This is a genomic window from Pusillimonas minor (assembly GCF_014237865.1).
Lineage (GTDB): Bacteria > Pseudomonadota > Gammaproteobacteria > Burkholderiales > Burkholderiaceae_B > Neopusillimonas > Neopusillimonas minor.
Map to the genome: position 1 here is coordinate 40,864 of NZ_JACJUU010000007.1, position 25,954 is coordinate 66,817.

Annotated in this window: 25 protein-coding genes; 14 read left to right on the top strand and 11 right to left on the bottom strand. The window is 58.8% G+C overall.

Annotation, left to right across the window (positions count from 1 at the left end; all coding sequences use genetic code 11):
• Positions 1-91 precede the first annotated feature (91 nt).
• Both GTU67_RS09925 and purN read right to left on the bottom strand, forming a co-directional pair.
• Positions 92-1,408, bottom strand: a complete 1,317-nt coding sequence (locus GTU67_RS09925; protein WP_185779920.1) for an RsmB/NOP family class I SAM-dependent RNA methyltransferase — start codon at positions 1,406-1,408, stop codon at positions 92-94.
• Between the two features lie 17 nt (positions 1,409-1,425).
• Complete coding sequence (purN, locus tag GTU67_RS09930) at positions 1,426-2,067, bottom strand: phosphoribosylglycinamide formyltransferase (protein WP_185780023.1); 642 nt, start codon at positions 2,065-2,067, stop codon at positions 1,426-1,428.
• A 109-nt stretch (positions 2,068-2,176) separates the two neighbouring features.
• Between purN and GTU67_RS09935 the strand changes: the two genes are divergently transcribed.
• Genes GTU67_RS09935 through dut form a run of 6 tightly spaced genes read left to right on the top strand, consistent with a single transcriptional unit; the run spans position 2,177 to position 8,888 of the window.
• Positions 2,177-3,142, top strand: a complete 966-nt coding sequence (locus GTU67_RS09935; protein ID WP_185779921.1) for a bifunctional riboflavin kinase/FAD synthetase — start codon at positions 2,177-2,179, stop codon at positions 3,140-3,142.
• A complete protein-coding gene (gene ileS / locus GTU67_RS09940; protein WP_185780024.1) occupies positions 3,132-5,966 on the top strand; it encodes an isoleucine--tRNA ligase in 2,835 nt (944 codons plus the stop codon). Before GTU67_RS09935 ends, ileS begins: the two co-directional genes overlap by 11 nt.
• The gene (lspA, locus tag GTU67_RS09945; protein ID WP_185779922.1) at positions 5,959-6,483 is read left to right on the top strand and encodes a signal peptidase II; all 525 of its coding nucleotides are present in this window, start codon (positions 5,959-5,961) and stop codon (positions 6,481-6,483) included. The genes ileS and lspA overlap by 8 nt, the downstream gene beginning before the upstream one ends.
• Positions 6,484-6,533: 50 nt before the next feature.
• Positions 6,534-7,760: a bifunctional phosphopantothenoylcysteine decarboxylase/phosphopantothenate--cysteine ligase CoaBC gene (gene coaBC, locus GTU67_RS09950; RefSeq protein WP_185779923.1), complete on the top strand. Its 1,227-nt coding sequence runs from the start codon at positions 6,534-6,536 to the stop codon at positions 7,758-7,760.
• Between the two features lie 36 nt (positions 7,761-7,796).
• On the top strand, positions 7,797-8,435 hold the full coding sequence (locus GTU67_RS09955) for a DedA family protein (protein WP_185779924.1): 639 nt from the start codon (positions 7,797-7,799) through the stop codon (positions 8,433-8,435).
• Positions 8,436-8,438: 3 nt separating this feature from the next.
• The gene (gene dut / locus GTU67_RS09960) at positions 8,439-8,888 is read left to right on the top strand and encodes a dUTP diphosphatase (protein ID WP_185779925.1); all 450 of its coding nucleotides are present in this window, start codon (positions 8,439-8,441) and stop codon (positions 8,886-8,888) included.
• A 12-nt stretch (positions 8,889-8,900) separates the two neighbouring features.
• On the opposite strand, the gene GTU67_RS09965 is transcribed toward dut, so the two are convergent.
• The 6 genes from GTU67_RS09965 to GTU67_RS09990 form a co-directional block, all read right to left on the bottom strand.
• Complete coding sequence (locus GTU67_RS09965) at positions 8,901-9,584, bottom strand: PqiC family protein (RefSeq protein WP_185779926.1); 684 nt, start codon at positions 9,582-9,584, stop codon at positions 8,901-8,903.
• A gap of 20 nt (positions 9,585-9,604) precedes the next feature.
• The gene (locus tag GTU67_RS09970) at positions 9,605-11,257 is read right to left on the bottom strand and encodes a PqiB family protein (RefSeq protein WP_185779927.1); all 1,653 of its coding nucleotides are present in this window, start codon (positions 11,255-11,257) and stop codon (positions 9,605-9,607) included.
• Between the two features lie 8 nt (positions 11,258-11,265).
• The gene (locus GTU67_RS09975) at positions 11,266-12,450 is read right to left on the bottom strand and encodes a paraquat-inducible protein A (protein ID WP_346727016.1); all 1,185 of its coding nucleotides are present in this window, start codon (positions 12,448-12,450) and stop codon (positions 11,266-11,268) included.
• Positions 12,451-12,521: 71 nt separating this feature from the next.
• The gene (clpA, locus tag GTU67_RS09980) at positions 12,522-14,849 is read right to left on the bottom strand and encodes an ATP-dependent Clp protease ATP-binding subunit ClpA (protein ID WP_185779929.1); all 2,328 of its coding nucleotides are present in this window, start codon (positions 14,847-14,849) and stop codon (positions 12,522-12,524) included.
• 136 nt (positions 14,850-14,985) lie between these two features.
• Positions 14,986-15,309 (bottom strand): ATP-dependent Clp protease adapter ClpS, encoded by a 324-nt coding sequence (gene clpS, locus GTU67_RS09985; protein WP_185779930.1) that lies wholly within the window; start codon positions 15,307-15,309, stop codon positions 14,986-14,988.
• A gap of 73 nt (positions 15,310-15,382) precedes the next feature.
• Positions 15,383-16,894 (bottom strand): IS5 family transposase, encoded by a 1,512-nt coding sequence (locus GTU67_RS09990; protein WP_249417682.1) that lies wholly within the window; start codon positions 16,892-16,894, stop codon positions 15,383-15,385.
• A 277-nt stretch (positions 16,895-17,171) separates the two neighbouring features.
• Here GTU67_RS09990 and GTU67_RS09995 point away from each other — a divergent pair, with 277 nt between their 5' ends.
• Both GTU67_RS09995 and GTU67_RS10000 read left to right on the top strand, forming a co-directional pair.
• Complete coding sequence (locus GTU67_RS09995) at positions 17,172-17,417, top strand: cold-shock protein (RefSeq protein WP_093971257.1); 246 nt, start codon at positions 17,172-17,174, stop codon at positions 17,415-17,417.
• Positions 17,418-17,515: 98 nt separating this feature from the next.
• On the top strand, positions 17,516-17,947 hold the full coding sequence (locus GTU67_RS10000; RefSeq protein WP_185779931.1) for a DUF192 domain-containing protein: 432 nt from the start codon (positions 17,516-17,518) through the stop codon (positions 17,945-17,947).
• 169 nt (positions 17,948-18,116) lie between these two features.
• On the opposite strand, the gene pcaF is transcribed toward GTU67_RS10000, so the two are convergent.
• From pcaF to xseA, 3 genes are all read right to left on the bottom strand, one after another.
• The gene (pcaF, locus tag GTU67_RS10005; protein WP_185779932.1) at positions 18,117-19,322 is read right to left on the bottom strand and encodes a 3-oxoadipyl-CoA thiolase; all 1,206 of its coding nucleotides are present in this window, start codon (positions 19,320-19,322) and stop codon (positions 18,117-18,119) included.
• Between the two features lie 87 nt (positions 19,323-19,409).
• Entirely contained in the window at positions 19,410-19,988 is a 579-nt protein-coding gene (gene sodB / locus GTU67_RS10010) for a superoxide dismutase [Fe] (protein ID WP_185779933.1), read from the bottom strand.
• Between the two features lie 96 nt (positions 19,989-20,084).
• Positions 20,085-21,452 carry an exodeoxyribonuclease VII large subunit gene (xseA, locus tag GTU67_RS10015; protein ID WP_185779934.1) on the bottom strand — a complete coding sequence of 456 codons (1,368 nt, stop codon included), beginning with the start codon at positions 21,450-21,452 and terminating at the stop codon, positions 20,085-20,087.
• A gap of 626 nt (positions 21,453-22,078) precedes the next feature.
• Between xseA and GTU67_RS10020 the strand changes: the two genes are divergently transcribed.
• The 6 genes from GTU67_RS10020 (at position 22,079) to adk (ending at position 25,935) form a co-directional block, all read left to right on the top strand.
• Positions 22,079-22,699: a MotA/TolQ/ExbB proton channel family protein gene (locus tag GTU67_RS10020; protein ID WP_185779935.1), complete on the top strand. Its 621-nt coding sequence runs from the start codon at positions 22,079-22,081 to the stop codon at positions 22,697-22,699.
• A complete protein-coding gene (locus tag GTU67_RS10025) occupies positions 22,696-23,103 on the top strand; it encodes an ExbD/TolR family protein (RefSeq protein ID WP_185779936.1) in 408 nt (135 codons plus the stop codon). Before GTU67_RS10020 ends, GTU67_RS10025 begins: the two co-directional genes overlap by 4 nt.
• 27 nt (positions 23,104-23,130) lie before the next feature.
• Entirely contained in the window at positions 23,131-24,213 is a 1,083-nt protein-coding gene (gene lpxK, locus GTU67_RS10030; RefSeq protein ID WP_185779937.1) for a tetraacyldisaccharide 4'-kinase, read from the top strand.
• Between the two features lie 12 nt (positions 24,214-24,225).
• Positions 24,226-24,429, top strand: a complete 204-nt coding sequence (locus GTU67_RS10035) for a Trm112 family protein (protein WP_185779938.1) — start codon at positions 24,226-24,228, stop codon at positions 24,427-24,429.
• On the top strand, positions 24,426-25,190 hold the full coding sequence (gene kdsB, locus GTU67_RS10040) for a 3-deoxy-manno-octulosonate cytidylyltransferase (RefSeq protein WP_185779939.1): 765 nt from the start codon (positions 24,426-24,428) through the stop codon (positions 25,188-25,190). The genes GTU67_RS10035 and kdsB overlap by 4 nt, the downstream gene beginning before the upstream one ends.
• A gap of 88 nt (positions 25,191-25,278) precedes the next feature.
• Entirely contained in the window at positions 25,279-25,935 is a 657-nt protein-coding gene (adk, locus tag GTU67_RS10045) for an adenylate kinase (protein ID WP_185779940.1), read from the top strand.
• Positions 25,936-25,954: the final 19 nt, after the last annotated feature.

The following is a 25,954-nucleotide window of genomic DNA, read 5'->3' on the forward strand; positions in this document are numbered from 1 at the left end:
CGTGTGTTTAGTCCTTACAAGATAACCGTCAAAGTGTAGCGTAGATGGAAGTGGTGTGACAGTACTATTGCAATTAAGTTCTTGCGGCAAATCAAACGTCTGGCTTGGCTGAAGCCGGTTTTACCCGCTCTAGTACTGCGGCAAAGAAGCCGTCGGTGCCATGCACGTCGGGGCGCAACGCCAGCATCGGGGTTTCAAACGTTAGATTTTTACAACGATCAGCCACGATTTTGCCGGCATCTAGCAGCGTAAATTCGGGATTTTCCGCCAAAAATGCCTCAACTTGCTGCTCGTTCTCTTCGGGCAAAATACTGCAGGTGGCATACACCAGGCGCCCGCCCGGCATCACACACTGGGCGGCCTGACGCAAAATGCGGGCCTGCAAGGCCAGCAAGGCACCCAGTGATTCGGGGTGCTGACGCCATTTCAGGTCGGGGTTACGACGCAAGGTTCCCAGGCCGCTGCAGGGTGCATCGACCAGCACCCTATGCGCTTTGCCGCGCAAACGCTTGACGCGCTGGTCATTGTTTTCGGCAATGACCACCGGCACAATGTTGGACAAACCACTGCGTGCAAAACGGGGCTTGGCACGCGCCAGCCGTGCGGCCGACACATCGAAAGCATAAAGGCGGCCTGTGGAACGCATCAGGGCGCCCAGCAGCAGCGTCTTGCCGCCGGCACCGGCGCAATAGTCGATAATCATTTCACCGCGTTTGGGCGCGACCAGTGCCGCCAGCAACTGGCTTCCCTCGTCCTGCACCTCGATTTCACCCTTTTCGAACATGGGCCACCGATTGACGGGCGGACGGCCCTGAAGACGAATACCCCAGGGCGAATACGGCGTGGGCTCGGGGTTGAACTTTGCCGCCGGCCCGTCGCGCAAGACAGCCAGCATCTCGTCCCGATCGGCCTTGAGTGGATTGATGCGCAGATCGAGAGGCGCCGGTTGATTCATGGCTGCGATAAGGGCGTCGGCGTTGGGCAAGGCCGACAAACGTTCATCAAGCCAGTCGGGCATGCTGTCGCGTATCGCACGTGGCAGCCGGGCCACGGGGATTTTACCCACGTGCGACAACCAGTTCTTTTCGGGCTCGCTGAGGGCTTCGGCCAAAAGCTTTTCGGTCACGACCGCCGAAAGCCCCAAAATAGCCAGACGACGCGCGGCCGGACCTGTGCCACTTTCGGAAAAATGACGGTACCGGCGCAAATGCCGCAACACATCGAATACGGCATCAGCAACCTCGCCGCGGTCCCGCACGCCCAGTTTCGGGTGCGCTCTCATCCAGCGCGACAAAACGGCATCGGCCGGATGCGCCCATTGCAGAACTTCGCCCAATACGGACTGCACCTGCTCGACGCGCGCCGCGCCCAGGTTATAGGGACGCTGCGTGGTCTTCTTCTGATTCATTTCAAGCCTTCAAGTATTTACGGTATAGATTGTGCGTGCCCCGCAGGCAGCACATAAGCGCGGGGCGAACCGGCGTCGACAATGACACGCCCTTGTGATGACAGGCGGACCCGACCGGCGGCCAGCCAGCCCAAAACATCGGCATACAGCCGGTGCTCGGCAACCAGAACCCGCTGCGCCAGCACATTTGGCGTGTCGTCTGCCAGCACAGGCACAACGGCCTGCGCAATAATGGGCCCACCGTCGAGCACCGGGGTGACGAAGTGAACCGTACACCCGTGCCATTGCACGCCGGTGGCAATGGCCTGTTCGTGGGTTTTCAGACCCGGGAACGCAGGCAGCAGCGACGGATGGATGTTCACCAGCCGACCCGCGAATTGTTGCACAAAGCCATCGGAAAGTATCCGCATGAAGCCCGCCAGCAACACATAATCGGGGTCGAAGCGCTCGACCAATGCCGCCAGGGCCTGATCGTAAGCTTCTCGGGTAAGATAACCGGCCGGTTTGAGCACCCGGGTTTCGAGCCCCTGACGTTGCGCCCAAAGCAAGCCCGGCGCCTCGGGTTTGTCTGACACCACAGCCACCACCTGGGCATCAAACCCCCGGCTGGCAATAGCATCGACAAGCGCCTGCATGTTCGAGCCCCGGCCCGAAATCATGATGACCAGACGGCTGGGGCGCGGCGGGCGGCCAGAAGCGGGGGGTGTATCAAACGTGGTCAAAATCGAATTCCTGAGCAATGCAACATAAAATTGTAAACTGTCGTCTGTGAAATCAGCCCTGAAAATCTACCGATCATTGCCTCGTCACGACAGCCACAGCCCCAGCGCGGTGTCTATCGGCAATTTCGACGGCGTACACCGCGGCCATCAAACCATATTGGCCCGGGTGGCGCACGTCGCGCAAGAGCGCGACCTGACCCCGACCGTCATGACCTTTTACCCGCACCCGCGGGTATATTTTGCGCGCACCGGCAATCGGCCCGAACTGATGCCGACACAAATCAGCAGTTTGCGCGATAAAGTCTGGGGCATTCAACGCCTGCACATTCGGCAACTGGCCTTAATGCGTTTCAACCAGAAGCTGGCCGAACTTTCAGCCGAAGATTTCATCCGCTATACCCTGGTTGATGGCCTGAATACGCGCTGGCTGCTCGTGGGCGAAGACTTCCGCTTTGGCCGCAAACGTACGGGCGACCTCGACATGCTGCGCAAAGCCGGTCGCGAGTACGGCTTCGAGGTCGATATCGTCACCGACGTCGTCGACGAGCACGGTCACCGCATTTCAAGCTCTGAAGTCCGTACTGCACTGGCGGTGGGTAACCTGGCCCGGGCCGAGCACCTGCTGGGCCACCCCTACCGTATTAGCGGGCATGTGGTGCATGGCAAAAAACTGGGGCGCACGCTGGGTTACCCCACGCTTAACGTCAACGTGCCGCAGCTGTGTGCCGCCCGCTCGGGCATTTATATCGTCCGTGCCCACGGCTTGGCCGAACAGCCCCTTAACGGCGTGGCCAGCCTGGGTGTGCGGCCGACCGTCGACAACAACGGCCGCGTCTTGCTCGAAGTGCACTTGCTCGACTGCCGGGTAGATGCATACGGTAAACTCACACGCATCGAATTCCTCAAGTTTCTGCGCGACGAAGAAACGTTTCCCGACTTACCTACAATGACCGCCGCCATCGACAACGATGCGCAGCGCGCTCGCGATTATTTTGCGCTCCATGGACTATAGAAAAACCCTCAACCTGCCCGAAACCCCCTTCCCCATGCGCGGCGATTTGGCCAAGCGCGAACCCAAATGGGTTGCCGAATGGGAAGAAAATAAAATTTACGCGGCCATCCGCGCGGCAAGCCAGGGGCGTCCCAAATTCATTCTCCATGACGGCCCGCCCTATGCCAACGGCGACATCCACATTGGCCACGCCGTCAACAAAGTTTTAAAAGACATCATCGTCAAAAGCCGCAATATGGATGGTTTTGACGCACAGTATGTCCCGGGTTGGGACTGCCACGGCATGCCCATCGAAATCCAGATCGAGAAAAAATACGGCAAGCACTTGCCGGTTGCCGAGGTGCAGGCCAAAGCACGTGCCTACGCCCTTGAGCAAATCGAACGCCAGCGCGCCGACTTCAAGCGTCTGGGCGTTCTGGCCGAGTGGGACAACCCCTATCTCACCATGAACTACAGCAACGAAGCCGACGAGCTGCGCGCGCTGGCCAAAATCATGGAAAAAGGCTTTGTATTCCGCGGGCTCAAACCCGTTAACTGGTGCTTTGACTGCGGGTCGGCACTGGCCGAAGCCGAAGTCGAGTACGCCGACCGCACCGACCCGGCCGTTCATGTGGCTTTCCGCTTTAACGACCCAGCCGCCGTAGCCGCCGCGTTTGGCCTGACCGGCGCCGTCGATGGCGCTATCGTCATCTGGACAACCACGCCCTGGACACTGCCGGCCAACCAGGCCCTGAACGTCGGCCCGGAACTTACCTACGCCCTGGTCAAGCTGACCACGCCGCGCGCAACCGGCGGCCATTTATTAATCGCCGCCGATCTGGTCGAGTCTTGTTTGCAAGAATGGGGGCTCGAAGGCGAAATCATCGCCAAGGCGCCTGGTCAGGCATTGGCCGGCCTCGAGTTCCGTCACCCCTTATATGACGCCGACCCGGGCTACCAGCGCTGCGCACCGGTTCATCCGGCCGACTACGTCAGCCTTGATGCAGGTACCGGTGTTGTGCACGCCGCACCGGCCTACGGGGTCGACGACTTCGTGTCCTGCAAAGCACACGGCCTGCACGACGACGCCATCATCAACCCGGTCATGGGCGACGGCCACTACGCCAGCACCCTGCCCCTGTTTGGCGGCCAGCTTATCTGGAAAGCCAACCCCGAAATCATCAAAGCGCTTGAAAGCGTAGGCAGCCTGCTTAAACAAGCGCCGCTCAAGCACAGCTACATGCATTGCTGGCGCCATAAAACACCCGTTATTTACCGGGCGACCAGCCAATGGTTTGCCGGTATGGATCGCGCGGTGGAAGGCAGCCCCACGCTGCGCGAGATGGCGCTCAAAGGCATCGACAACACCCAGTTTTACCCCGCCTGGGGCCGTGCCCGATTGCATGCCATGATTGCCAATCGTCCCGACTGGACCTTGTCGCGGCAGCGTCAATGGGGCGTTCCCATGGCGTTTTTTGTGCACAAAGAAACGGGCGAACTCCACCCACGCACCCCCGAGCTGCTTGAGCAGATTGCGCAACGGGTAGAACAACACGGCATCGAAGCCTGGCAAACGCTCGAACCGGCCGAACTGCTGGGTGACGAAGCACCGCTTTACGAAAAAAACCGCGATACGCTAGACGTGTGGTTCGATTCGGGCACCACCCACGCTACGGTACTGGGTGGTCGCGATCATGCGGTCAAAGGTTCGCACGCTGATGCCTTGCGCTGGCCGGCCGACCTGTACCTCGAAGGCTCCGACCAGCACCGGGGCTGGTTCCATTCGTCGTTGCTGACCAGTTGCATGATGTATGGCGAGCCCCCCTACAAAGCCTTGCTGACCCACGGGTTTGTGGTCGATGGCAAGGGCCGCAAAATGAGCAAGTCGGTGGGCAACGTCATTGCACCGCAAAAGGTATCCGATTCGCTGGGGGCCGAAATTTTGCGCCTCTGGACGGCATCGACCGATTACTCCGGCGAACTGTCCATTTCAGACGAAATCCTGAAGCGCGTGGTCGAAAGCTATCGCCGTATCCGCAACACGCTTAAATTCTTGCTGGGCAATATTGAAGATTTCAACCTGACCGAACATGGTGTCGCACCCGGAGCCTTGTTCGAAATCGATCGCTACGCGCTGGCCATGACAGCACGCATGCAAGACGAGGTGCTGGCCTGCTACCGTCGCTACGAATTCCACCCCGCTGTGTCGCGACTGCAAATTTTCTGTTCCGAAGACCTGGGTGCGTTCTATCTCGACGTGCTTAAAGACCGGTTGTACACCACAGGCGCCAACAGCCTGGCCCGTCGTTCGGCGCAAACCGCGCTGTATCACATTACCCACGCCCTGCTGCGCCTAATGGCGCCCATACTGTCGTTTACTGCCGAAGAGGCCTGGAAAGACCTGCATCACGGCCAGGACGTCGGTACCATCTTTACGCAGCTTTACCATAACGTACCCGTCCAGGCCGATACCGATGCGCTGTCAGCCAAATGGGCCCGACTGCGCGAAATTCGCGCCGAAGTCATGCGCCAGATTGAAGTCGTACGTACCGCCGGCGACATTGGTTCTTCATTGGCGGCCGAAGTCGACATCACTGCAACGGGCGCCGATGTCGACCTGCTGCAATCGTTGGGCGACGATCTGCGCTTTGTGCTGATTGTGTCGCGCGCAACGGTTAAACCCGGGGCCGAGCTGGCCATAGCGGTCAATGCCAGCGGTCATGCCAAGTGCGACCGCTGCTGGCACCATCGGGCCGATGTCGGCGCCAATGCCGATCACCCTGCCATTTGCGGGCGCTGCGTCGACAACCTGTTCAACGACGGCGAGTCGCGCGAACATGCGTAACGCGCGCCTGGGGTTTGCGGGTTGGCTGCTGGGGGCGGCACTCATTGTGCTGGCCGACCAGTTGACCAAAATTTACTTCGATACGTCGCTGTCGTATGGTGAGCGCTGGCCGGTGCTGCCTTTCTTTGACTTCACCCTGCTGTATAACCCGGGCGCTGCCTTCAGCTTCCTGGCCGAGGGCGAAGGCTGGCAACGCTGGCTATTCAGCGGCATCGCCCTGCTGGCCACCGGTTTAATTTTGCATCTGCTCTGGAAAAGCCCCGGGCAACGTCTTTTCTGCGCGGCGCTCATGGGCATTCTGGGCGGGGCCATCGGCAACCTGATCGACCGCCTTCAACATGGCCATGTGATTGATTTTCTGTTGTTTTACTGGCAACAATGGCATTTCCCGGCATTTAATATTGCCGATATCGCCATTACCTGCGGCGCCATCTTGCTGATTCTTGACGAAATCTTGCGTGTTGTGCGCCAACGTCGTCAGGCCAAACAAGAAAATGTCGCCAACACCGGGCACTAAGGGGCCCGGCGCCGATCAAACCCGCCAACCCTCTAATTTCTACCATTGCCATGGGCGACCTCGACAACAAACGCATCGTACTGGGCTTAAGCGGCGGGATAGCCTGCTATAAATCGGCCGAACTGCTTCGACGGCTGCAAGACCAGGGCGGGGTTGCCGATGTCGTCATGACCGACGCCGCTACCCATTTCATTACCCCCACAACCTTTCAGGCCTTGTCGGGGCGCCCCGTATACACCAGCGCCTGGGACACCCGCATCCCGAACAGCATGGCGCATATCAACCTGACACGCGACGCCGATGCTGTTCTGATTGCCCCGGCCAGCGCCGACCTGATCGCCAAACTGGCCAATGGGTTGGCCGACGACCTGTTGACAACGCTTTGCCTGGCGCGTGGCGGCTGCCCCCTGCTGGTGGCGCCCGCCATGAACCGCGAAATGTGGGAACACCCCGCCACCCAGCGCAATATCCGCCAGCTTGCTGCCGACGGCGTCGTTATTCTGGGCCCCGGCTCGGGCGACCAGGCCTGTGGCGAAGTTGGCGATGGCCGTATGCTCGAACCCCACGAATTGCTGGCCGAACTGATTGCGTTTTTTCAGCCCAAAGTGCTTGCCGGCCGACGGGTGTTGATCACCGCGGGGCCCACCACCGAACGCATTGACCCGGTACGGGTGATCAGCAACCGGTCATCCGGCAAAACAGGTTACGCCATTGCCCGGGCGGCGCGCGAAGCCGGTGCAGCCGTCACGCTGGTATCGGGCCCGACCGCACTGAACACACCGCACGGCGTACAACGTATCAATGTCGAAAGCGCGCGCCAAATGCACGATGCCGTCATGGCGCATGCTGCTGCGGCCGACATTTTCATTGCCGTCGCGGCAGTCGCCGACTGGCACGTTGCCAACGCCAGCGACCACAAACTTAAAAAAATAGAAGGTCAGGCGGTGTCAGGGCCGCCTGCGCTAAAGTTTGCGCCCAACCCCGACATTCTGGCCGATGTTGCCCAAATGCCAAACAGGCCGTGGTGCGTTGGCTTTGCCGCCGAAACCGAGAACCTGCACGAGTACGCTGCCGCAAAGCGCCGGCGCAAGGGCATACCGCTACTGGTAGGCAACCTGGCACAAGAGTCTATGGACGCTGACACCACGACATTTATTTTGTTTGATGATGCTGGCGTCCACCCGCTACCCCGGCTGCCCAAAACAGATGCCGCCCGCAAGCTCATACAAGCTATTGCCCACCGCAGCCCTCAGCACCCACCCGCTGCGGCGCGCTAACCTCACACACGCTAACCGGCATCATCAAGGTTTTTCATGGAACAGCTCGTACAAGAAATTACGCAGTTCATTAACGCCAACCAGGAATGGGCAGCCGTCATTCTTGGCCTGCTGGCCATGGGCGAGTCGCTACTTATCGTCGGCATCGCTATTCCGGCGACAGCCGTCATGCTGGTTGTCGGTGGCCTGGTCGGCAACGGCACCCTCGATGCCGGCCCGGTTATTTTCTGGGGTGTCCTCGGCGCCATCATTGGTGATGCCATCTCGTACTATATTGGCCGGCTGCTGGGCCCGCGCATTATTCATCGCTGGCCACTTAACCAGCAAAAACGCGCGGTTGCCCGGGCACGCTACTTTTTTTATCGCTACGGCATGCTGTCGATTTTTGCGGGCCGATTCCTTGGCCCGCTGCGCGCCATTTTGCCCACCGTTGCGGGCGTCATGAAAATGCGTCACTGGCGCTTCCAGGTGGCCAATGTGCTATCGGCCATGATCTGGATTCCTGTCATGTTGGTCCCGGGCTACCTTACGGGTCGCAGCATCGGTGCCTTGGGCTCAAACGGCACAAATGCCGGTCTTATCATCAGCTTTGTGTTGTCGGTGGTTATCGCGGTCTGGATTGCGCTGGCCCTGATGCGCAAACGGAAATCACGCCAAATCAGTGAAGACGTTTAAATAATGAAAAAAATCGCCCTGAAAGTTCTCGACCCTCGGATGAAAGACAACCTGCCGACGTACGCCACTGCAGGCTCGGCAGGGCTCGACTTGCGCGCCTGCATTGACCAGGCCGTTGTGCTGGAACCCGGCCAGACGCAGCTCATTCCTACAGGGTTGTCCATTCATATCGCCGACCCGTCCTACGCTGCCGTCATATTGCCGCGATCGGGCCTGGGCCACAAACACGGTATTGTGCTGGGCAACCTGGTAGGGCTCATCGACTCCGACTACCAGGGGCCGTTAATGGTGTCAGCCTGGAACCGCGGCCAGACGGCATTTACGCTCGAACCCATGGAGCGCCTGGCCCAGCTGGTTTTCGTGCCTGTGCAGCAGGTCGAGTTTGATATTGTCGACAGCTTCGAAGACAGCACGCGCGGCGCCGGCGGCTTTGGCAGTACCGGACGCGCCTGAGCCTGAAAATACTTAAGCGGCAGTGCAGCCCTGCAGGGTAAGCAGGGGCGCTGCCCAATCGGGCGCCTTGGCCTGCTGCGCAGGCCGCCCCTCACGCAACTGCCGCAGTTGTGCCGCTATCAAGCCCGACACCGCAGCCAGCGCCTGCTGATGCGCCTGTACCAGGGCGTCGACACCACTGCCCGCCGGGGCAATGGCGGTGGCACGGCACACGAATGGCAAACCTTGGGCACGACTGCCCGCATTAATCGCCCCCAAGCGCCAACTGGCGTCAAGTTTGGCCTGCGTGTCGTATATTGAATCAAACTGATGTACGGTCAGGCGGATTGTCCAGACAGGCAGGCCAGCCGGGGCACTGATGCGATCAAGGTCGGGGACGCCCAACTGCCGGCTCAGGTGGCCGGCAAGCGCCTGACGGATTTCGTCGCCCAGAGGCGCGGCCCACAAGGAATCGTTTAACAAGCTAACTTGTGCGGCCCCCGCGCGGCTAACCACCAACTGCGGCCGATCGACCTGAACCGGCACATTAACCGCCTGCACGCTGATAGCGTCGGCAATTTGCGTGACGGCGGCGGGCGGTGCGCTTGCCGGGCTTTGAAGGCTGTAATACTGACTATTGGGTGCAGCGCACCCGACCAGGGCAACTGCCGACAGGCCCAGTGCCCCGCGCAAACCATTTTTAAGTGCATTAAACATAAAACTCACCACGGCTCCTGTCATTCGGGCAGACGATCGGACGCACGTCCCGTAATAATGGCATTGGGATGCGCCTGCAGATAATCGCCCAGATTTCGCAACGAACGCGCCGCACCGCTTAACTCGCGCAGCGTACGATCGAGGTTGTTGCCCGTGGGCGAATCGGTTGAAAGCAGCGAATCGACACTTTCGAGCGATTTTTGGGCCGCTTTAAGCGCGGCTGCGGCTTGCGGCGCAACCTTGGTATTAATCTCTTTGAGCATGGTATTCATGGACTTCAGGCTGTCGCGCAAGTCGTTGCCGATGCCCTCGAAAGGTACGGCATTCAGCTTGTTCACAATGGCGCTGATTTGCTCTTGAAGGCGATCGAAGTTACCGGCGATGGTGGGCAAAACCAACGGATTACGATTCGGGTCGAAATCTACCGGATCGGCATCGGGGAAGAACTCGAGCGCCACGAACTGCTGCCCGGTCAGCAAACTGGCCGCCTGCAGCTGCGCGCGCAACCCGTGCGCAACCATCGGGCCCAGCAACAGCCGGCCCGGGTGCTGGGCGGCAGACTCGAGCTTCATCAGGCTGTCGTAGGCATTGCCAAACCGTCGCGGGTACAAGTTGGTTTTTACCAGCACATGAAAACGCTTGGACTCGGTATCGAACTCAAGATCGATGTCGTAGACCTTACCCAGCTCCATTCCCCTGAACTCAACGGGTGCGCCTACTTTCAGGCCCCGTACCGACTGATTAAAGACCAGATCGACCCGAAATGGCGGCCCGTCGGGCTCGGCCATGGCTTCGGCTTGGGTGCGGTAAAGGTCATACACTGCGTCGGCCTGTGCAGGTATTTCGTTGGCCGGGTTGGCCGAGGCAAACGAAATACCTCCTGAAATGACCGACGCCAGCGACCCCGTTTGCACATTTACCCCTGTGGTCGACAACGACACATTGATACCGCTGATGTTCCAGAACCGCGCGTCTGACGTCACGAAACGATCATTGGGCGCGTCGATAAAGACCTGGATATCGACGCTGGAACCTTCAGCATCGAGCGCGTAATCAATGACGCGGCCCACCGGAATTTGACGATAATAAACAGGCGAGCCGATCTCGAGCGAGTTCAGTTCGGTGGCGCGTAACGTAAACCGTGTGCCCGAGCGGTCGTTGGTCACCGCAGGTGGCTTCTCGAGCCCGGTAAACGCGTAGGTTACCGACGGGTTATCGACAGTCTCGGGGCTGACGTCGGCGCTGATATACGCCCCCGAAAGCAGCGTACCCAACCCAGAGACACTGCCCAGCGACAACCGGGGTTTGACCACCCAGTACCGCGCGCCCTCGCGCGCCAGATAATGCGACGCATCGCGATCGAGCTGAGCCATTACCATAACTTTCGAGCGATCGTTGGCCACTTTGATATCGGTCACCAGCCCGACCACCACATCTTTGTAGCGCACCTTCGTTTGCCCAATCTCCAGACCCTCGGCAGACTCGAAGGCGATAGTGATGGTGGGCCCGGTATTGATCCAGGTACGGACAATAAACGACAACCCGACAATTGCAGCCACCAGCGGGACAAGCCAGATCCAGGAAAAACGTGTGCCGGCGCGCTCGGTGATGAACGGATCGGCCACGACATCGGCACTGGAAGACTTCGAACGGGAAGACTCGACTTCTGACATGACACTCCTTAATACACCACAGGCCGTTGTCCCGCAGGTTGCGGGTCGGCGGCATCCCACCCTTTGCGCGGATCGTAACTCATTGCGGCGAACATCGTCAGGATCACCACCATACCGAAAAAGGCGGCGCCGGGTTCGGCACGCACTTGGGACATGCCGGGGAAATCGACCATGGCTGACAGCAACAACACCACAAACACGTCGAGCATGGACCATTGCCCAACGAATTCGACGAGTTCGTACATACGGGTGCGCTGGCGTTGCACCCGGTCGCCACGCCAATGGCGCCCCAGCATAAGAATGCTTAAGGCCAATAACTTGCTAAGCGGAACAACCACACTGGCAATGAACACAATAAGGGCAAGGTCCCACGACCCGTACCCCCAGAGTTCGATCACGCCGCCTAAAATGGTATGCGACGATGACCCGGTGGGCAGGCGCAACGTCATGACCGGCCAGACGTTGGCCGGAATGTAAAGAATGCTGGCTGTGACCAGCAAGGCCCAGACCCGATGCCCTGCCCGGGGTTTACGAAAATGAAACCTGGCGTTGCAGCGGACGCAACGACAAATACCCGAAGCCGGCATGTTTTGTACAAACCCGCACGCCGTGCAACCGGCCACCGGCGTGGTCAGGTCGGTGTCTTGCCCCGACCGCAGTACCAGGCCTGCGTCTTCAGCCATGCGCCACAAGCGCGACGCCGACAAACGGCTAAGTATCGTCAGCAAGACACTCAGCAGCCCAAAAGCCCACAACCCTTCTCCCAGGCGAAGCACGGCCATATCGGCCAGCTTGACCATGGCCACCACAATACCCAGCAACAGCACCGGCACCATGCTCCAGTGCGACAAACCTTGCAAGACACGCAAACCATACTGGAAGTCGTGCGGCAGGCGGCGACGCCGCAGACACTGCAGCGCCCACATGGCGAATAAAATTTGCCCCAGCGGGAACGCAAACGTGAATAACGCCGCGGTAATGGCCACGAACCACGCCCCTTGCTGCCAGGTGATGTAAAGCGCCGCAGGCAAAGACGCACTGAGCGACAACCCCTGCATGGACAAATACGCCACAGGGAAATAATTGGCCAGGCAAAAGACCGCCAGCGCACCCCACGTAAGGGCCAGCCACGACGGCAATGAAAGCCTTGAATGACGGTAGAGCTCGTAGCCGCAACGGACGCAAGACGCCACTGCGCCCGGCTTCAGCAAAACGCGCTGATGAAGCCGGGCGCAGTGGGGACACACAACCAGGGACGGACCCATTAGTCGATAAGTTCGGCTTCCGACACCTTCGGTGGTGGTTTGGCCACCGCAGTGTTCTCGTCGAAGGACAGCACCACTTTGCCTTCGTCGGAGAGATCGACCGTGACATTACCACCGTCGGTAAGACGACCGAACAAGAGCTCGTCGGCCAATGCCCGGCGGATGGTGTCTTGTATGAGCCGCTGCATGGGCCGTGCGCCCATAAGCGGGTCGAACCCTTCTTTGGCCAGGTAGTCGCGCAAGGCCTGGGTGAACACGACTTCGACGCGTTTTTCGTGGAGCTGGTCTTCGAGCTGCATGAGGAACTTGTCGACCACCCGCAAGATGATGTCTCGGGTAAGTGGTGTAAACCCGATGATGGCATCGAGGCGATTACGGAACTCGGGCGTGAACATGCGCTTGATGTCGGCCATTTCGTCGCCGGTTTTGGGCGCTGCCGCAAAACCAATGGTATTACGGTTGAGCATTTCGGCGCCGGCGTTGGTGGTCATGATGATAATGACGTTACGGAAGTCGGCCTTGCGCCCGTTGTTGTCGGTAAGTGTGCCGTGGTCCATCACCTGCAGCAAAATGTTGTAGACATCGGGGTGAGCCTTTTCAATTTCGTCGAGCAGCAGCACGCAATGCGGCTGCTTGCTGACGGCCTCGGTCAGCAGGCCCCCCTGGTCAAACCCGACATAACCGGGTGGCGCGCCAATAAGCCGCGACACCGCATGACGTTCCATGTACTCGGACATATCGAAACGCAAGAGCTCGACACCCAGGGTAAACGCAAGCTGGCGGGCAACTTCGGTTTTGCCAACCCCTGTAGGGCCCGAAAACAGGAAAGACCCAATGGGCTTGTCGGGGCGCCCCAGGCCGGAGCGCGCCATTTTGATGGACGCCGCCAACGCCTCGATGGCCGCGTCTTGGCCAAACACCACCGTTTTAAGGTCGCGTTCCAGCGTGGCCAGCTTGTTGCGGTCGTCGGACGACACGTTTTGCGGCGGAATACGGGCGATTTTGGCCACGGTGGCTTCGATTTCGGCCTTGCCGATGGTTTTCTTTTGACGTGACTTGGGCAGCAAGCGCTGGGCGGCGCCCGCTTCGTCGATGACGTCGATGGCTTTATCGGGCAGGAACCGATCGTTGATATGGCGCGATGACAATTCGGCCGCAGCCGTTAACGCTGCAGACGAATAACGCACCCCGTGATGGGCCTCGAAGTGCGACTTGAGACCGCGCAAGATCTGGATGGTTTGTGACACGGTGGGTTCGGCCACGTCGATTTTCTGGAAGCGACGCGACAAAGCATGGTCTTTTTCGAAAATACCGCGGTATTCGTTGTAAGTGGTTGCCCCCATGCACTTGAGCTTGCCGGACGACAACGCCGGCTTGAGCAGGTTGGAGGCGTCGAGCGTACCGCCGGACGCCGAACCCGCACCAATAAGCGTGTGGATTTCGTCGATGAACAATACCGCGTTGGCGTTGTCTTGAAGGGATTTGAGAACGGCCTTGAGACGTTGTTCGAAGTCGCCACGGTATTTGGTGCCGGCCAGCAACGCGCCCATATCGAGGGCGTAAACCTCGGCGTCGGCCAGAATTTCCGGGACATCGTTTTGCGTAATGCGCCAAGCGAGGCCTTCGGCAATAGCCGTTTTACCTACCCCCGCTTCGCCCACCAGCAATGGGTTGTTTTTGCGACGGCGGCACAACACCTGGATGACTCGTTCGACTTCGGATTCGCGGCCAATGAGCGGATCGATGCGGCCCTGACGGGCTTCGGCATTGAGATCGAGCGCGTAGAGTTCGAGCGGCGATTTTTGCTGGTCGGACTTGTTGTCGTCGGGGGAACCGCCAGACGACGACGGTGCCGACGCTTTGGGCGGCTCGGCGCGAGGAGGCTCGGGAGTTTTGGTAATGCCGTGCGACAAAAAGTTGACGACGTCGAGGCGCGTTACCCCCTGCTGCAGCAGGAAATGCACCGCGTGCGAGTCTTTTTCACCGTACATGGCCACCAGCACGTTGGCGCCGGTAACCGTGTTTTTACCCGAGCTGGCCGACGACACGTGCATGATGGCACGCTGAATGACGCGCTGAAACCCCAGCGTAGGCTGAGTGTCGACCTCGCCCTCGCCGGGAAACACCGGCGTGTTGTCGGTAATGAATTTACGCAGTTCGGTGCGCAAGGTGTCGATGTCCGCCGAGCAGGCGCGCAAGACTTCGAGCGCAGCGGCGTTGTCGAGCAACGACAACAGCAAGTGCTCGACGGTTATAAATTCGTGTCGGGCTGTACGAGCCTCGACAAAGGCCAAATGCAGGCTGACTTCAAGTTCTTCAGAGATCACGCTTCCTCCCGTTACCGAAGCGGACAAACATCATTCAAGGACGTTTAAAAATCCATTTGTCCTAAGGTATCACCCATTATGCTGCGAGTACATTGGGTGTGACCCGATTACATCAAAAAAGTTTAGTTGTCGCGCCTTACGCTTCGGGCGCGGGTTCCATAATGCACTGCAACGGATGCTGCCGCGCTCGAGCCAACTGCTTGACCATCTCGACCCGCGTTGCCGCAATATCGCGTGTATACACGCCACACACCCCCCTGCCTTCGTGGTGCACTTTCAACATGATACGCGACGCTTCATCTTCGTTTTTGCCAAACACCCGCTGCAAGACCGCAACCACGAACTCCATGGGGGTGTAATCGTCATTAAGCAACACCACCTGATACATGGGTGGCGGTTTAAGCTGCTCTTTTTGGCGATCCAGCACGGTATCGCGCTGAATATCGGTATTAATTGCCATGATTCATTTCAAATCTAAGTAGTCGGGCCTGATTTATTCATTTTGGCCAAAAACGGCTGCTCAAAACGCCACATTATGCCGCCAACAACGGTCTTTGCCAGGCACTGCGACGACGGCTTAACCGGTCAGCACTTCCCAACCAAGCCAATACCGGCAGAAGCGCGCTCTGAAGACCACCTTTTTTCAGGCGTAAAAATAGAGCATGCAAGAAGGGTACTCCCTTCTTGGCGATCATGCGCAGCAACCATTTGAGGTTGTAACCCGCAGCACACAACACCGCATGCAACCGGTCGCCTTCTTCGCCTTTCAGAGGGCACCGATCCATGCGGTGATCCGTTTTTAAATGGCCGATGATCGGTTCAATGGCTTGCCGGCGTTTGAGCTGCTGTCGTTCCAGCGCCGTCAGCCGTTTGAGCTTGCCCCGATGCACAATGCGCACCTGCGGATTATCGGCATCCACGCCCCGGTAACCCAGGTCCACAAAGACTGTGCTCGGGGCTTCTTGCACACTGTCTTGCATCAGAATCGTCGCCTGTTCCAACTGCTCATTGAGCGTATGCCCATCGTACGGATTACGGTGAAATGCCCGCGCGCCTACGATCAAATTGCTTTTGAACGTGCTGGCAATTCCGACCTTGACACCGAATTCATAGGGTCGACGCGCTTTGCCCTTGCTGATGCAGTCCACTTCCGGGGCGTGCCAGGCATACAGCTTGGGTTGACCCTTGGGGCCCTTGCGCTGGGCGCTCTGAGCGGCGATGCGCTGTGCCTTGTTGAAAACCTCATCCAGCGCAGAACGTACGGACTGACCCAGTACGTTGGCTTTACGGTCCACTTCGCGCGACAGGCGGCCCACAATGGTTCGTTGACGTTTAATGGCGCGGCGCATGCGTTTGAACTGGCGGGCATGGGCATAACGCCCGGCCTGGCGACTCAATTGTGCACCTTCCTTGGCAAAGGTTTGCTTGAGCGAAATGCCCGCCGCTTTGGCGGCCTCCACCAGTTTGCCGCGTGCCGTCTCCAGCAAGCGGCTGTCCGTTGGATGCGCAATCGCCTTCTCCTGCACGGTGCTGTCCACAATCACCCGGCTCAGTTCCTGGGGCTTGATCAGCTTAAGTTCGACGGCCACATTGATCGTTTGCGCCAGCAGTTCTTCAACCCCTTCTTCGCCCAATAACTTGCGAAACTTGACCAGCGTGGTGGCGTCGCAAGGACGATGATGTTCAAAATAAGCCTGACCCGCAAAGAACTGCCATGTTGGGGTTTCACCCCAACGCTCAACCACGCCCTCATCCGATTCGTTGAACGCATGCTTCAGATACAGCAGCGAAATCATGATCCGCAGCGGCACACGTGGGCGACCGGCATTGCTGCGCGAAGCCTGGCGTTGCGGCTTCTCACCAAACAAATCCAAGTCTGGCATTGCAACACCCTCATGGGCTTTACGAACGAACAAATGCGCGACCCTGGCCTCAAGCTCTTGCCACGGCATGCGGGAGGACAACACTGCCAACGGATGACGCAGGTCAATCATTTGATCAATACGAGCACGGAAAAAATCATCGGTGGCAGGGCAGGCAAACATCACAATCGAACTCCCAGAAAACAGCCAATATTGAACAACAAACCGGGAGCTCTGGGTATCGGAATTTGCCCCAATCTTCAGTGTTTATGCGGGTTACGGGAATTATTCATGGACGACTAAGTAATTTCCATAGTTGACTATATCAAGCAACATTAAGCATTATCGACGTGTTCCGGAAAAGGTCGGGGGGACCGGGCTTCAGCCGGAACCGACAGGCTACCGCAAAAACGGCTAGCCTGGTTTCAACCCAACACTATAGTCGAGAGAGGCAGTACGTATGTCCGAATCTAGCACCACCGCAACAGGGGACACCCAAAAGCTCACGGGGACCGTAAAATGGTTCAACGATGCCAAGGGGTTTGGTTTTATTACACCCGACAATGGGGGCGAAGATCTTTTCGCACATTTTTCGTCCATCCAGATGAACGGTTTCAAGACCCTCAAAGAAGGCCAGAAAGTAGCATTTGAAATTGCGCAAGGTCCCAAGGGAAAACAGGCGCTTAATATCACGGCTGCCTCTTGACACCTTAACAAGAAGTCGAAATACAAGAATAATAATACTCAAGAACACCACTTCATTCGGGGCTGCGTGCCCCGTTTTTATTTGCCGGACCACACACCATGTTGTTACGTCACACCACATTGGGCCTGATGCTGGCGCTGTCAGGCTGGGTCGCGCAGGCGCAAACACTGCTACCGGTGCGCGAGCTTTCGGTCAAAAGCATCGGCATCACAGCCGAGGTCGCCGCCACCCCCGAAGCGCGCAATAAAGGGCTAATGCACCGGCCCGCCTTGCCGCACAACCATGGCATGCTTTTTGTATTCAACCCGCCGGCCTTCCAATGCTTCTGGATGAAAAATACGCCGTTGCCCTTGTCTATTGCATTTATTGACGGCAAGGGCGTCATTACACGGATTACCGACATGCAGCCGTTCGACGAAACAGCGCACTGCCCGCCCGACGACATCGCCTACGCCCTCGAAATGGCACAAGGCTGGTTTCGTCAAAACCAGATCGGCACCGGAGACAAGCTGTCGGGCTTGCCCGACTGAGCCTGAAGCCATTCAGGACATTACCCGCGTAAAGCGTCACGAAATATCCCGGCGATTGGACCTGATAATGCACAAAAAAGTGGGCCCTTGCGGACCCACCTTTTGACTGCAGCCGTACCTGAAAATTAATGCAGCCCACCAGAACCCCAGGGCAGACTGCACTTTTCAGTTAAACGCGCTCGAGAATGACGGCAATACCCTGGCCGACGCCAATGCACATGGTGCAAAGCGCGTAACGGCCGCCAGTGCGATGCAAATGGTAGGTGGCTGTGGTCGCCATGCGCGCGCCGCTGGCGCCCAAGGGGTGACCCAAGGCAATCGCACCACCGTATGGGTTAACACGCGGGTCGTTGTCGGCAACACCCAGCAAGCGCAACGTGGCCAGGCCTTGCGCCGCAAACGCTTCGTTCAGCTCGATGACGTCGATCTGGTCGATGGTCAGGCCGGCCAGCTTCAGTACTTTTTCGGACGCAGGTGCAGGCCCGATACCCATGATGCGCGGCTCGACACCGGCGGCGGCCATGGCCACAATACGGGCGCGTGGTGTAAGGCCGTTGGCGCGGGTGGCTTCTTCGGAGGCTACGATAAGTGCACACGCGCCGTCGTTGACACCCGAAGCGTTGCCGGCGGTTACCGTGCCATCGGGGCGCACAACCGGCTTCAGACGCGCCAAGGCCTCGAGGGTGGTTTCGCGCGGGTGCTCGTCGGTGTCAACCACTACCGGGTCGCCCTTGCGCTGGGGAATGGTGACGGCAGTAATTTCGTCTTTGAAAATACCGTTCTTTTGCGCCTGGGCACACTTGGTTTGACTGGCCAGCGCGAACAGGTCTTGATCTTCGCGCGATACATTGAACTGGTCGGCGACGTTTTCTGCGGTTTCGGGCATGGAATCAACGCCGTACTGCGCTTTCATCAGCTTGTTGACGAAACGCCAGCCGATGGTGGTGTCGTAAATAGACGCGCTGCGCGAAAAAGCGGTTTCGGCCTTGCCCATGACGAAGGGTGCACGACTCATGCTTTCGACGCCGCCGGCGATCATGAGGCTGACATCGCCCGAACGAATGGCACGGGCAGCAGTACCCAGGGAATCGAGGCTTGAACCACACAGACGATTAATGGTGGAGCCTGGCACCGTGTGAGGCAAACCGGCCAGCAACGAAGCCATACGGGCCACGTTGCGGTTGTCTTCGCCAGCCTGGTTGGCGCACCCGAACACTACGTCATCTACGCGCGACCAATCGACATTGGGGTTGCGCTCCATGAGCGCCTTGATGGGGATGGCAGCCAGGTCGTCGGTGCGAACCGAGGACAGCGCGCCGCCATAACGGCCAAACGGAGTGCGAATTGCATCGCAAATGAAAGCGTGTGTTGTCATGATGGAAACCTAAAGGCTTTAAAGACAAACCCCTGCAACGCATCGCGCCGCAGGGATCTGGTTGAAAACAAAATGATGCGCGGGATGTTAACCCAGATTTTTAGCGGCAAAATCCCAGTTCACCAGGTTCCAGAAGCTTTCGAGGTACTTGGGACGGGCGTTGCGGTAATCGATGTAGTAGGCGTGCTCCCAGACGTCACAGGTCAGCAGTGCGACGTCGGACGTAGTGAGCGGTGTAGCGGCGTTGCTGGTGTTGACGATGTCGAGCGAACCGTCGGCCTTCTTAACCAGCCATGTCCAGCCCGAACCAAAGTTGCCTGCAGCCGACTTGTTGAAAGCCTCTTTGAATGCAGCAACACTGCCCCACTTGGCATTGATGGCCTCAGCCAGCTTGCCGGTGGGCTCGCCGCCGCCATTGGGCGACATGCTGTTCCAGTAGAAGGTGTGGTTCCAGACCTGGGCTGCGTTGTTAAATACACCACCCGACGATTTTTTGACGATGTCTTCGAGCGAAGCCGATTCGAATTCGGTGCCGGCAACCAGGTTGTTCAGGTTGGTGACGTAGGCCTGGTGATGCTTGCCATAGTGGAATTCGAGGGTTTCTTTGGAAATGGTGGGTGCCAGGGCATCCATTGCGTAAGGCAGTTCAGGAAGCGTAAAAGCCATTTTCGATATCCTTATAAAAAGAACCCTTGGCCAAAAAGCCGTTGGGCAACAATGACAAATGCAAAACCGGTTAGCAGGCGGCCAGACAAGGCGTCGCTACAGCAAACCGGTCGTTTTCAAAACTTCGACGTCGGCGCTACCCTGGCTCAGCTCCAGGGTCAGCCGGTCTCCTGCCGACAAGTCTAACGCATTTTTAACCAGCTCCCCACGCGGGTCGCGCACCAACGCGTAGCCACGGGCAAGAATTTTTCGGGGGCTGAGCGCCTGCAAAGTCAGGGCCGCGGCATCGAGCCGTGCCTGTGGCGCACGCAACTGGCGAGACCCGGCAGCCAGCATGCGCCGCTGAAGCGCGTCGAGCTCGCGGCGTCGCCGGGCAACCGGCGGCAGTGCCGAACCCAACCGTGTTTTTAACAAATTCAGGCGGGCGCCTTCAAGTTCGTGATGCCGGCACACCGCCCGCCAGAGCTGCTGCTGCAAAGCGCCAACCTGCCGACGCTGTTGCGCCAGCCTTTGCTGAGGTGAAACCAGTTGCGCCATGGCCCTGTCAAGGCGAAGCGAAGCACGCTCGAGTATGCGGCGTTGCTGGCGTGCCAGCGCGACGAGCAGATCGGAGACCTGATCCAGACAGGCCAGGCGGTCAACGCAGGACAATTCGGCCGCTGCGGTGGGCGTGGGCGCCCTTAAGTCGGCGACAAAATCACAAATGGTGAAATCGGTTTCGTGTCCAACGCCGCAAATGACCGGGATAGGGCTCGCGGCAACCGCCCTGGCCAGCGCTTCATCATTGAAACTCCAGAGATCTTCAAGGCTGCCTCCGCCCCGCACCAGCAACAAGGTGTCGACCTCGTTGCGATCGATGGCCACGTGCAAGGCCTGCAACAGCTGAGCGGCCGCGCCTTCACCCTGAACAGGCGCCGGGTAGACAATGACCGGCACGTGCGGGGCACGACGCGCCATCGCCGTGACGACATCGCGTAGTGCTGCGGCCGCCAGCGACGTAATCACGCCCACAGCGCGGGGCATTGTCGCCAGGATACGTTTACGCGACGGATCAAAGAGCCCCTCGGCCGCCAGCTTTTCTTTCAGGCGTAAAAAGGCTTCGTGCAAATCGCCTTGCCCGGCGCGACGCAGCGTTTCGACCTGGAGTTGATAGTCGCCCCGGGGCTCGTAAAGGGTGACCGTGGCCCGGAACTCGAACCGTTCGCCCGCCTTCGGTACAAATGAAACAGCCTGCGCCCGACCACGAAACATGACGGCGCGCACGGAAGCGCGTTCGTCTTTGATGGTGAAATACCAGTGTCCGGAGGCCGCCTGCGTGAAATTTGACACTTCACCCCGCACCCAGATGCGCGAAAAATTACCCTCAAGCAAATTACCGACTTGCCGGTTCAGTTGCGCCACGCTCAGTACCGTGTCGGCGCCGGCGGCGGGCAAGTCGGTGGAAAAGAAAGGGTCTGTCGCCATAGATCCTGGGTAGAGATGCTGCCTTGATATGGGCCGCCAGTATACCCAAACCCCGCAAAATTTTTGACGCTATGGGCCGTTCGGCCGGGCCGCGTACCGATAAGCCCCTGCCGCCACAGGGAAAACCCTGTTTAAGGCCTGTTTTCGGGCTTTCCCGGGGCCAAGCTGTCCACAGTTTTTTTTACTTTGTCAAATTGACGCCAGATCAAGCAAATCAGGCCACCTGTTACTCCAAAACATTAACAAAAAAACATAAGCTATTGATTTTATTTTAGTATTTTCAGTTATAAAAAATGGGCTCAAATTGATCAACGAACCTTGAGCGCCCGTAAAACAATGGCTTCGCGACAGTTTTGCACATAATTATCCACAGATTCTGTGGATACCTTTCGGTAAGCCTTTATTTACGCCATTTAGCACATAAAAACGCCGTAATTCGGCCTTTTAAAAGCGCCCTCCTGCTCAAAACCCAAGGTACTTGCGATGTTCGGACAACCCCGGTTTGCGGGTTGCATAATCAATCGTAAAATGGCCCGCAAAGTCGCAACTATTGCCCGAACCCGACGCCGCTGTCGGCGTTCTAGGCGGGTGCCCAATGCGCCCCGACACCTATCCGGAGACCTGTTTTGCTGCAAATCATTCATGACGCTGGTTGGCCAATCTGGTTGCTTATCGCAACGTCAGTTATCGGGCTGGCCCTGGTCATCGAACGTTTCCTCGCCCTGCGTTCAAAAAACATTGCCCCCGCCCACTTGCTTGATCGCGTCACCGACCTGATGCGGCAAACAGCACCTTCCGGCGCCGCCCTTGAAAAACTTGCCGGAAGTTCTCCCCTGGGCCGTGTATTTGCCGAAGTCATTGCCGTACGGCACCATGACACCGCCTACCGCGTAGCCGCCATTGAAGACGTTGGCAAGGATGTCGCCTACCGCCTTAACCGTTATGTACCCAGCCTGGCCACGGTATCGGTTGTTTCACCTTTACTGGGGCTGTTCGGTACCGTCGTCGGGATGATCGAGATTTTTGCGTCTTATACCCCTGCCGGCGGAGACCCTGCACAACTGGCGCGCGGCATCTCGGTTGCCCTTTACAACACGGGCTTCGGCATCATCATCGCCGTTCCGGCACTGATATTCCACCGGTACTTTAAAAGCCGGGTCGAACACTTTTTGCACATCATCGAGCACCAGGCCGCCACCCTCGACCGCATTTTGCAGCAAGACCGAAAAAAAGGTGATGGCGAATGAACTTCCGCCAACGCCTGGCTCACGATGAGCCCGAAATCAACCTGATCCCGCTCATCGACATCCTGCTGGTCATTCTTATCTTCCTGGCCGCCACCACGTCGTTTCATCGGCTTCAGCAACTGAACATCAACCTGCCTCAAGCTGCAGCCGAACCCATCACCGCCGACCCGCTGGTCATCGCCATCAGCCAGGACGGCATGGTTGCGCTGGGTACAGACCTGCTCGAGGGCACCAATGTGCAGGACTTGGTCGCCAGCTTGCAAAAAGCCACGGCCGCGCAAACCGACCCGCTGTTGCTCATCAACGCCGATGCCCTGGCCCCTCATCAGGCCGTCATCCGTGTCATGGAAGCGGCCCGCCTGGCCGGCATCCGCCAGGTCAGTTTTGCGACGCAAGGGCCCTGAGATGCGTCACGCCCAAGAAGGTACGCTGTGAGTTTTCGCCAACGCCTGGTCGGGCGCGTCCACGACATCTGGCAAACCCCTGGCCTGATCAGCACCCTGCTGCTGCCGTTGTCGTGGCTGGTGTGGCTGTTTGTCGTGCTTAAACGTAAACGCTGGCAAAAGCAGCCACCGGCCCGCCCGGCACAGGTGCCGGTGATTGTGGTGGGCAATCTGGTTGTTGGCGGCACAGGCAAAACCCCGGTCGTAATTGCTCTGGTCAAAGGCTTGCAAGCGCTGGGCCGGCGACCCGGTGTCATCAGTCGGGGCTATGGCGCCCAACCTGCCGGCGCCGAAGCGCGGGCGGGTCTTGCCCCGCTCGACCCAGCCCTTTTTGGCGACGAGCCCAGCCTGATCGCGTCGGCCACGGGCGTACCCGTCGCCGTGCACCCCAAACGGGCACTTGCCCTGAACACCTTGCTGCGCCAGTGGCCCGAAACAGACGTCGTCATTTCTGACGACGGCCTTCAGCACCTTGCCCTTGCGCGCGACATCGAAGTCGTCGTGCAAGATGCGCGCGGCCTGGGCAATGGCCGCCTGTTGCCCGCCGGGCCCCTGCGCGAGCCACGCAGCCGGCTAAACACGGTCGATCTGATCATCACCAACGCCACCGCCGCCGACACCCGCGAGGCGGTCACCAACCCTCATCGTCATAAGCCCGTGCCCGGTATGCCTGCGCATGTGCCGCAATTACGCATGCAACTGCAGCCGGTGTCGTGTACCCATTTGCAAACCGGCGAAGTGATCCCCTGGGCACGCTGGCGCCAGCGGTTTGCCACAGCGCGTATCGGCGCCGTCGCCGCCATCGGCCAGCCCGAGCGCTTTTTTGGCATGCTGCGCCGCCTGGGCGTCACACTTGACGTCACCCTTGCCCTGCCGGACCACGACACCTACCACAACCCGCCTTTTGACAAGCTCGACACTGCGCTTATACTGGTGACCGACAAAGACGCCGTCAAATGTCTGCCCACCACCGACGCCCGTTTGTGGTCTGTACAGGTCAGCCCCAGGTTTTCCGACGAGCAATGGGTCGACCGCTTGCTCCGGCAATTACAATCACGCTCCCCAACCTAACGACACTGCCCCATGGACTCGCATCTGCTTGAAATTCTGGTGTGTCCTGTCTGCAAAGGCCCTTTGCAGCACGACGCTCAAAATCACGAATTAATCTGCAAGGCCGACAAGCTGGCCTTCCCGGTTCGCGACGGGATCCCGGTCATGCTCGAAAACGAGGCCAGGCCGCTGGGTAACACCGACACACCTGCACCTCACCCGGGCTCACCCGCGTGAGCTTCATCGCCGTCATTCCTGCCCGGGCGGCATCCACACGCCTGCCCGGCAAGCCGTTACTCGACCTGTGCGGCAAGCCCATGGTGGTGCGCACGGCCGAACAGGCTTCGTTGTCAAAGGCCGCGCAAGTTGTGGTGGCCACCGATGAACAAGCCATTTCAGACGCCGTCCAGGCCCATGGGTTTACCGCCTTGCTTACCCGGGCCGACCATGCCACCGGCACCGACCGGCTGTCCGAGGTGGTCACGCAGCTAAGGCTTGACGACGACGCCATTGTTGTCAATGTTCAAGGCGACGAGCCGCTCATCGACCCGGCGCTGATCAATGCCGTCGCCGCGCGCCTGACGGCATGCCCGGAGGCCGCCATCGCCACCTGTGCAACGCCCATCAACGACAGCGAAACACTATTCAATCCGAACGCGGTCAAGGTGGTCTGCACCCATGACGGCAAGGCGCTGTACTTCTCGCGGGCGCCCATCCCGTGGGCCCGCGACGCGCTGGCCGACGGCCAGCGGCGCCTGGCCCCTGGCATTCCCGCATTGCACCATATTGGGCTTTACGCGTATAAAGTCAGCTTTTTAAAGCAGTTTCCCGGCTTGCCCGTTGGCCCCCTCGAGACGTTCGAGTCACTCGAACAACTCAGAGCCCTTGAAAACGGCTATGCCATTACGGTTTTGGTCACCGACGGCTACCCTGCCGCCGGTGTTGATACCCAGGCCGATTTAGACCGTGTGCGCGGCATTTTTGCAAATCGGTTATAAATCGTCTGCAAAATGATCCATCCGACGCAATAATTGCTGCGTCGCCGCAATACAAAAATTAAGTTCAAAAGTTATTGGAGGTTCTTTCATGCGACTGATTTTGCTCGGTCCCCCCGGTGCTGGCAAAGGCACGCAGGCTGCGTTCATCACCGAACAATTTGGTATTCCCCAAATTTCTACCGGTGATATGTTGCGCGCCGCCGTCAAAGCACAAACTCCCCTGGGCCTCGAAGCCAAAAAAATCATGGACGCCGGCGGGCTGGTTTCCGATGACATCATCATTGGGCTGGTTCGCGACCGCCTGAAAGAAGCCGACTGCGAAAACGGCTACCTTTTCGACGGCTTCCCCCGGACTATCCCTCAGGCAGATGCACTGAAAGACGCCGACGTACGTCTCGACTACGTTGTCGAAATGGTCGTCCCCGATGAAAACATCATCGAGCGCATGAGCGGCCGACGCGTCCACCCCGCCAGTGGCCGCAGCTACCACGTCGTTTTCAACCCGCCCAAAACACCCGATACCGACGACATTACCGGCGAACCTCTGGTTCAGCGCGACGATGACCGCGAAGAAACCGTACGCCACCGCCTCTCTGTTTATCAGGACCAGACCCGGCCATTGGTTGACTACTATTCACGCTGGGCCGAAACCGGCGATGCGAAAGCGCCAAAGTTCCGTCAAATTTCGGGCGTGGGCAGTGTCGACGAAATTCGCGGCCGCATCAACGACGCCCTCAAGGGCTGATTACAGGCTTTAGCCCTGG

Coding starts and splice junctions, on each gene's coding strand:
- GTU67_RS09925 (WP_185779920.1), bottom strand. CDS start 1,408: ATGAATCAGAAGAAGACCACGCAGCGTCCCTATAACCTGGGCGCGGCG.
- purN (WP_185780023.1), bottom strand. CDS start 2,067: ATGATTTCGGGCCGGGGCTCGAACATGCAGGCGCTTGTCGATGCTATT.
- ileS (WP_185780024.1), top strand. CDS start 3,132: ATGGACTATAGAAAAACCCTCAACCTGCCCGAAACCCCCTTCCCCATG.
- lspA (WP_185779922.1), top strand. CDS start 5,959: ATGCGTAACGCGCGCCTGGGGTTTGCGGGTTGGCTGCTGGGGGCGGCA.
- coaBC (WP_185779923.1), top strand. CDS start 6,534: ATGGGCGACCTCGACAACAAACGCATCGTACTGGGCTTAAGCGGCGGG.
- GTU67_RS09955 (WP_185779924.1), top strand. CDS start 7,797: ATGGAACAGCTCGTACAAGAAATTACGCAGTTCATTAACGCCAACCAG.
- dut (WP_185779925.1), top strand. CDS start 8,439: ATGAAAAAAATCGCCCTGAAAGTTCTCGACCCTCGGATGAAAGACAAC.
- GTU67_RS09965 (WP_185779926.1), bottom strand. CDS start 9,584: ATGTTTAATGCACTTAAAAATGGTTTGCGCGGGGCACTGGGCCTGTCG.
- GTU67_RS09970 (WP_185779927.1), bottom strand. CDS start 11,257: ATGTCAGAAGTCGAGTCTTCCCGTTCGAAGTCTTCCAGTGCCGATGTC.
- clpS (WP_185779930.1), bottom strand. CDS start 15,309: ATGGCAATTAATACCGATATTCAGCGCGATACCGTGCTGGATCGCCAA.
- GTU67_RS09990 (WP_249417682.1), bottom strand. CDS start 16,894: ATGTTTGCCTGCCCTGCCACCGATGATTTTTTCCGTGCTCGTATTGAT.
- GTU67_RS09995 (WP_093971257.1), top strand. CDS start 17,172: ATGTCCGAATCTAGCACCACCGCAACAGGGGACACCCAAAAGCTCACG.
- GTU67_RS10000 (WP_185779931.1), top strand. CDS start 17,516: ATGTTGTTACGTCACACCACATTGGGCCTGATGCTGGCGCTGTCAGGC.
- pcaF (WP_185779932.1), bottom strand. CDS start 19,322: ATGACAACACACGCTTTCATTTGCGATGCAATTCGCACTCCGTTTGGC.
- sodB (WP_185779933.1), bottom strand. CDS start 19,988: ATGGCTTTTACGCTTCCTGAACTGCCTTACGCAATGGATGCCCTGGCA.
- xseA (WP_185779934.1), bottom strand. CDS start 21,452: ATGGCGACAGACCCTTTCTTTTCCACCGACTTGCCCGCCGCCGGCGCC.
- GTU67_RS10025 (WP_185779936.1), top strand. CDS start 22,696: ATGAACTTCCGCCAACGCCTGGCTCACGATGAGCCCGAAATCAACCTG.
- GTU67_RS10035 (WP_185779938.1), top strand. CDS start 24,226: ATGGACTCGCATCTGCTTGAAATTCTGGTGTGTCCTGTCTGCAAAGGC.
- adk (WP_185779940.1), top strand. CDS start 25,279: ATGCGACTGATTTTGCTCGGTCCCCCCGGTGCTGGCAAAGGCACGCAG.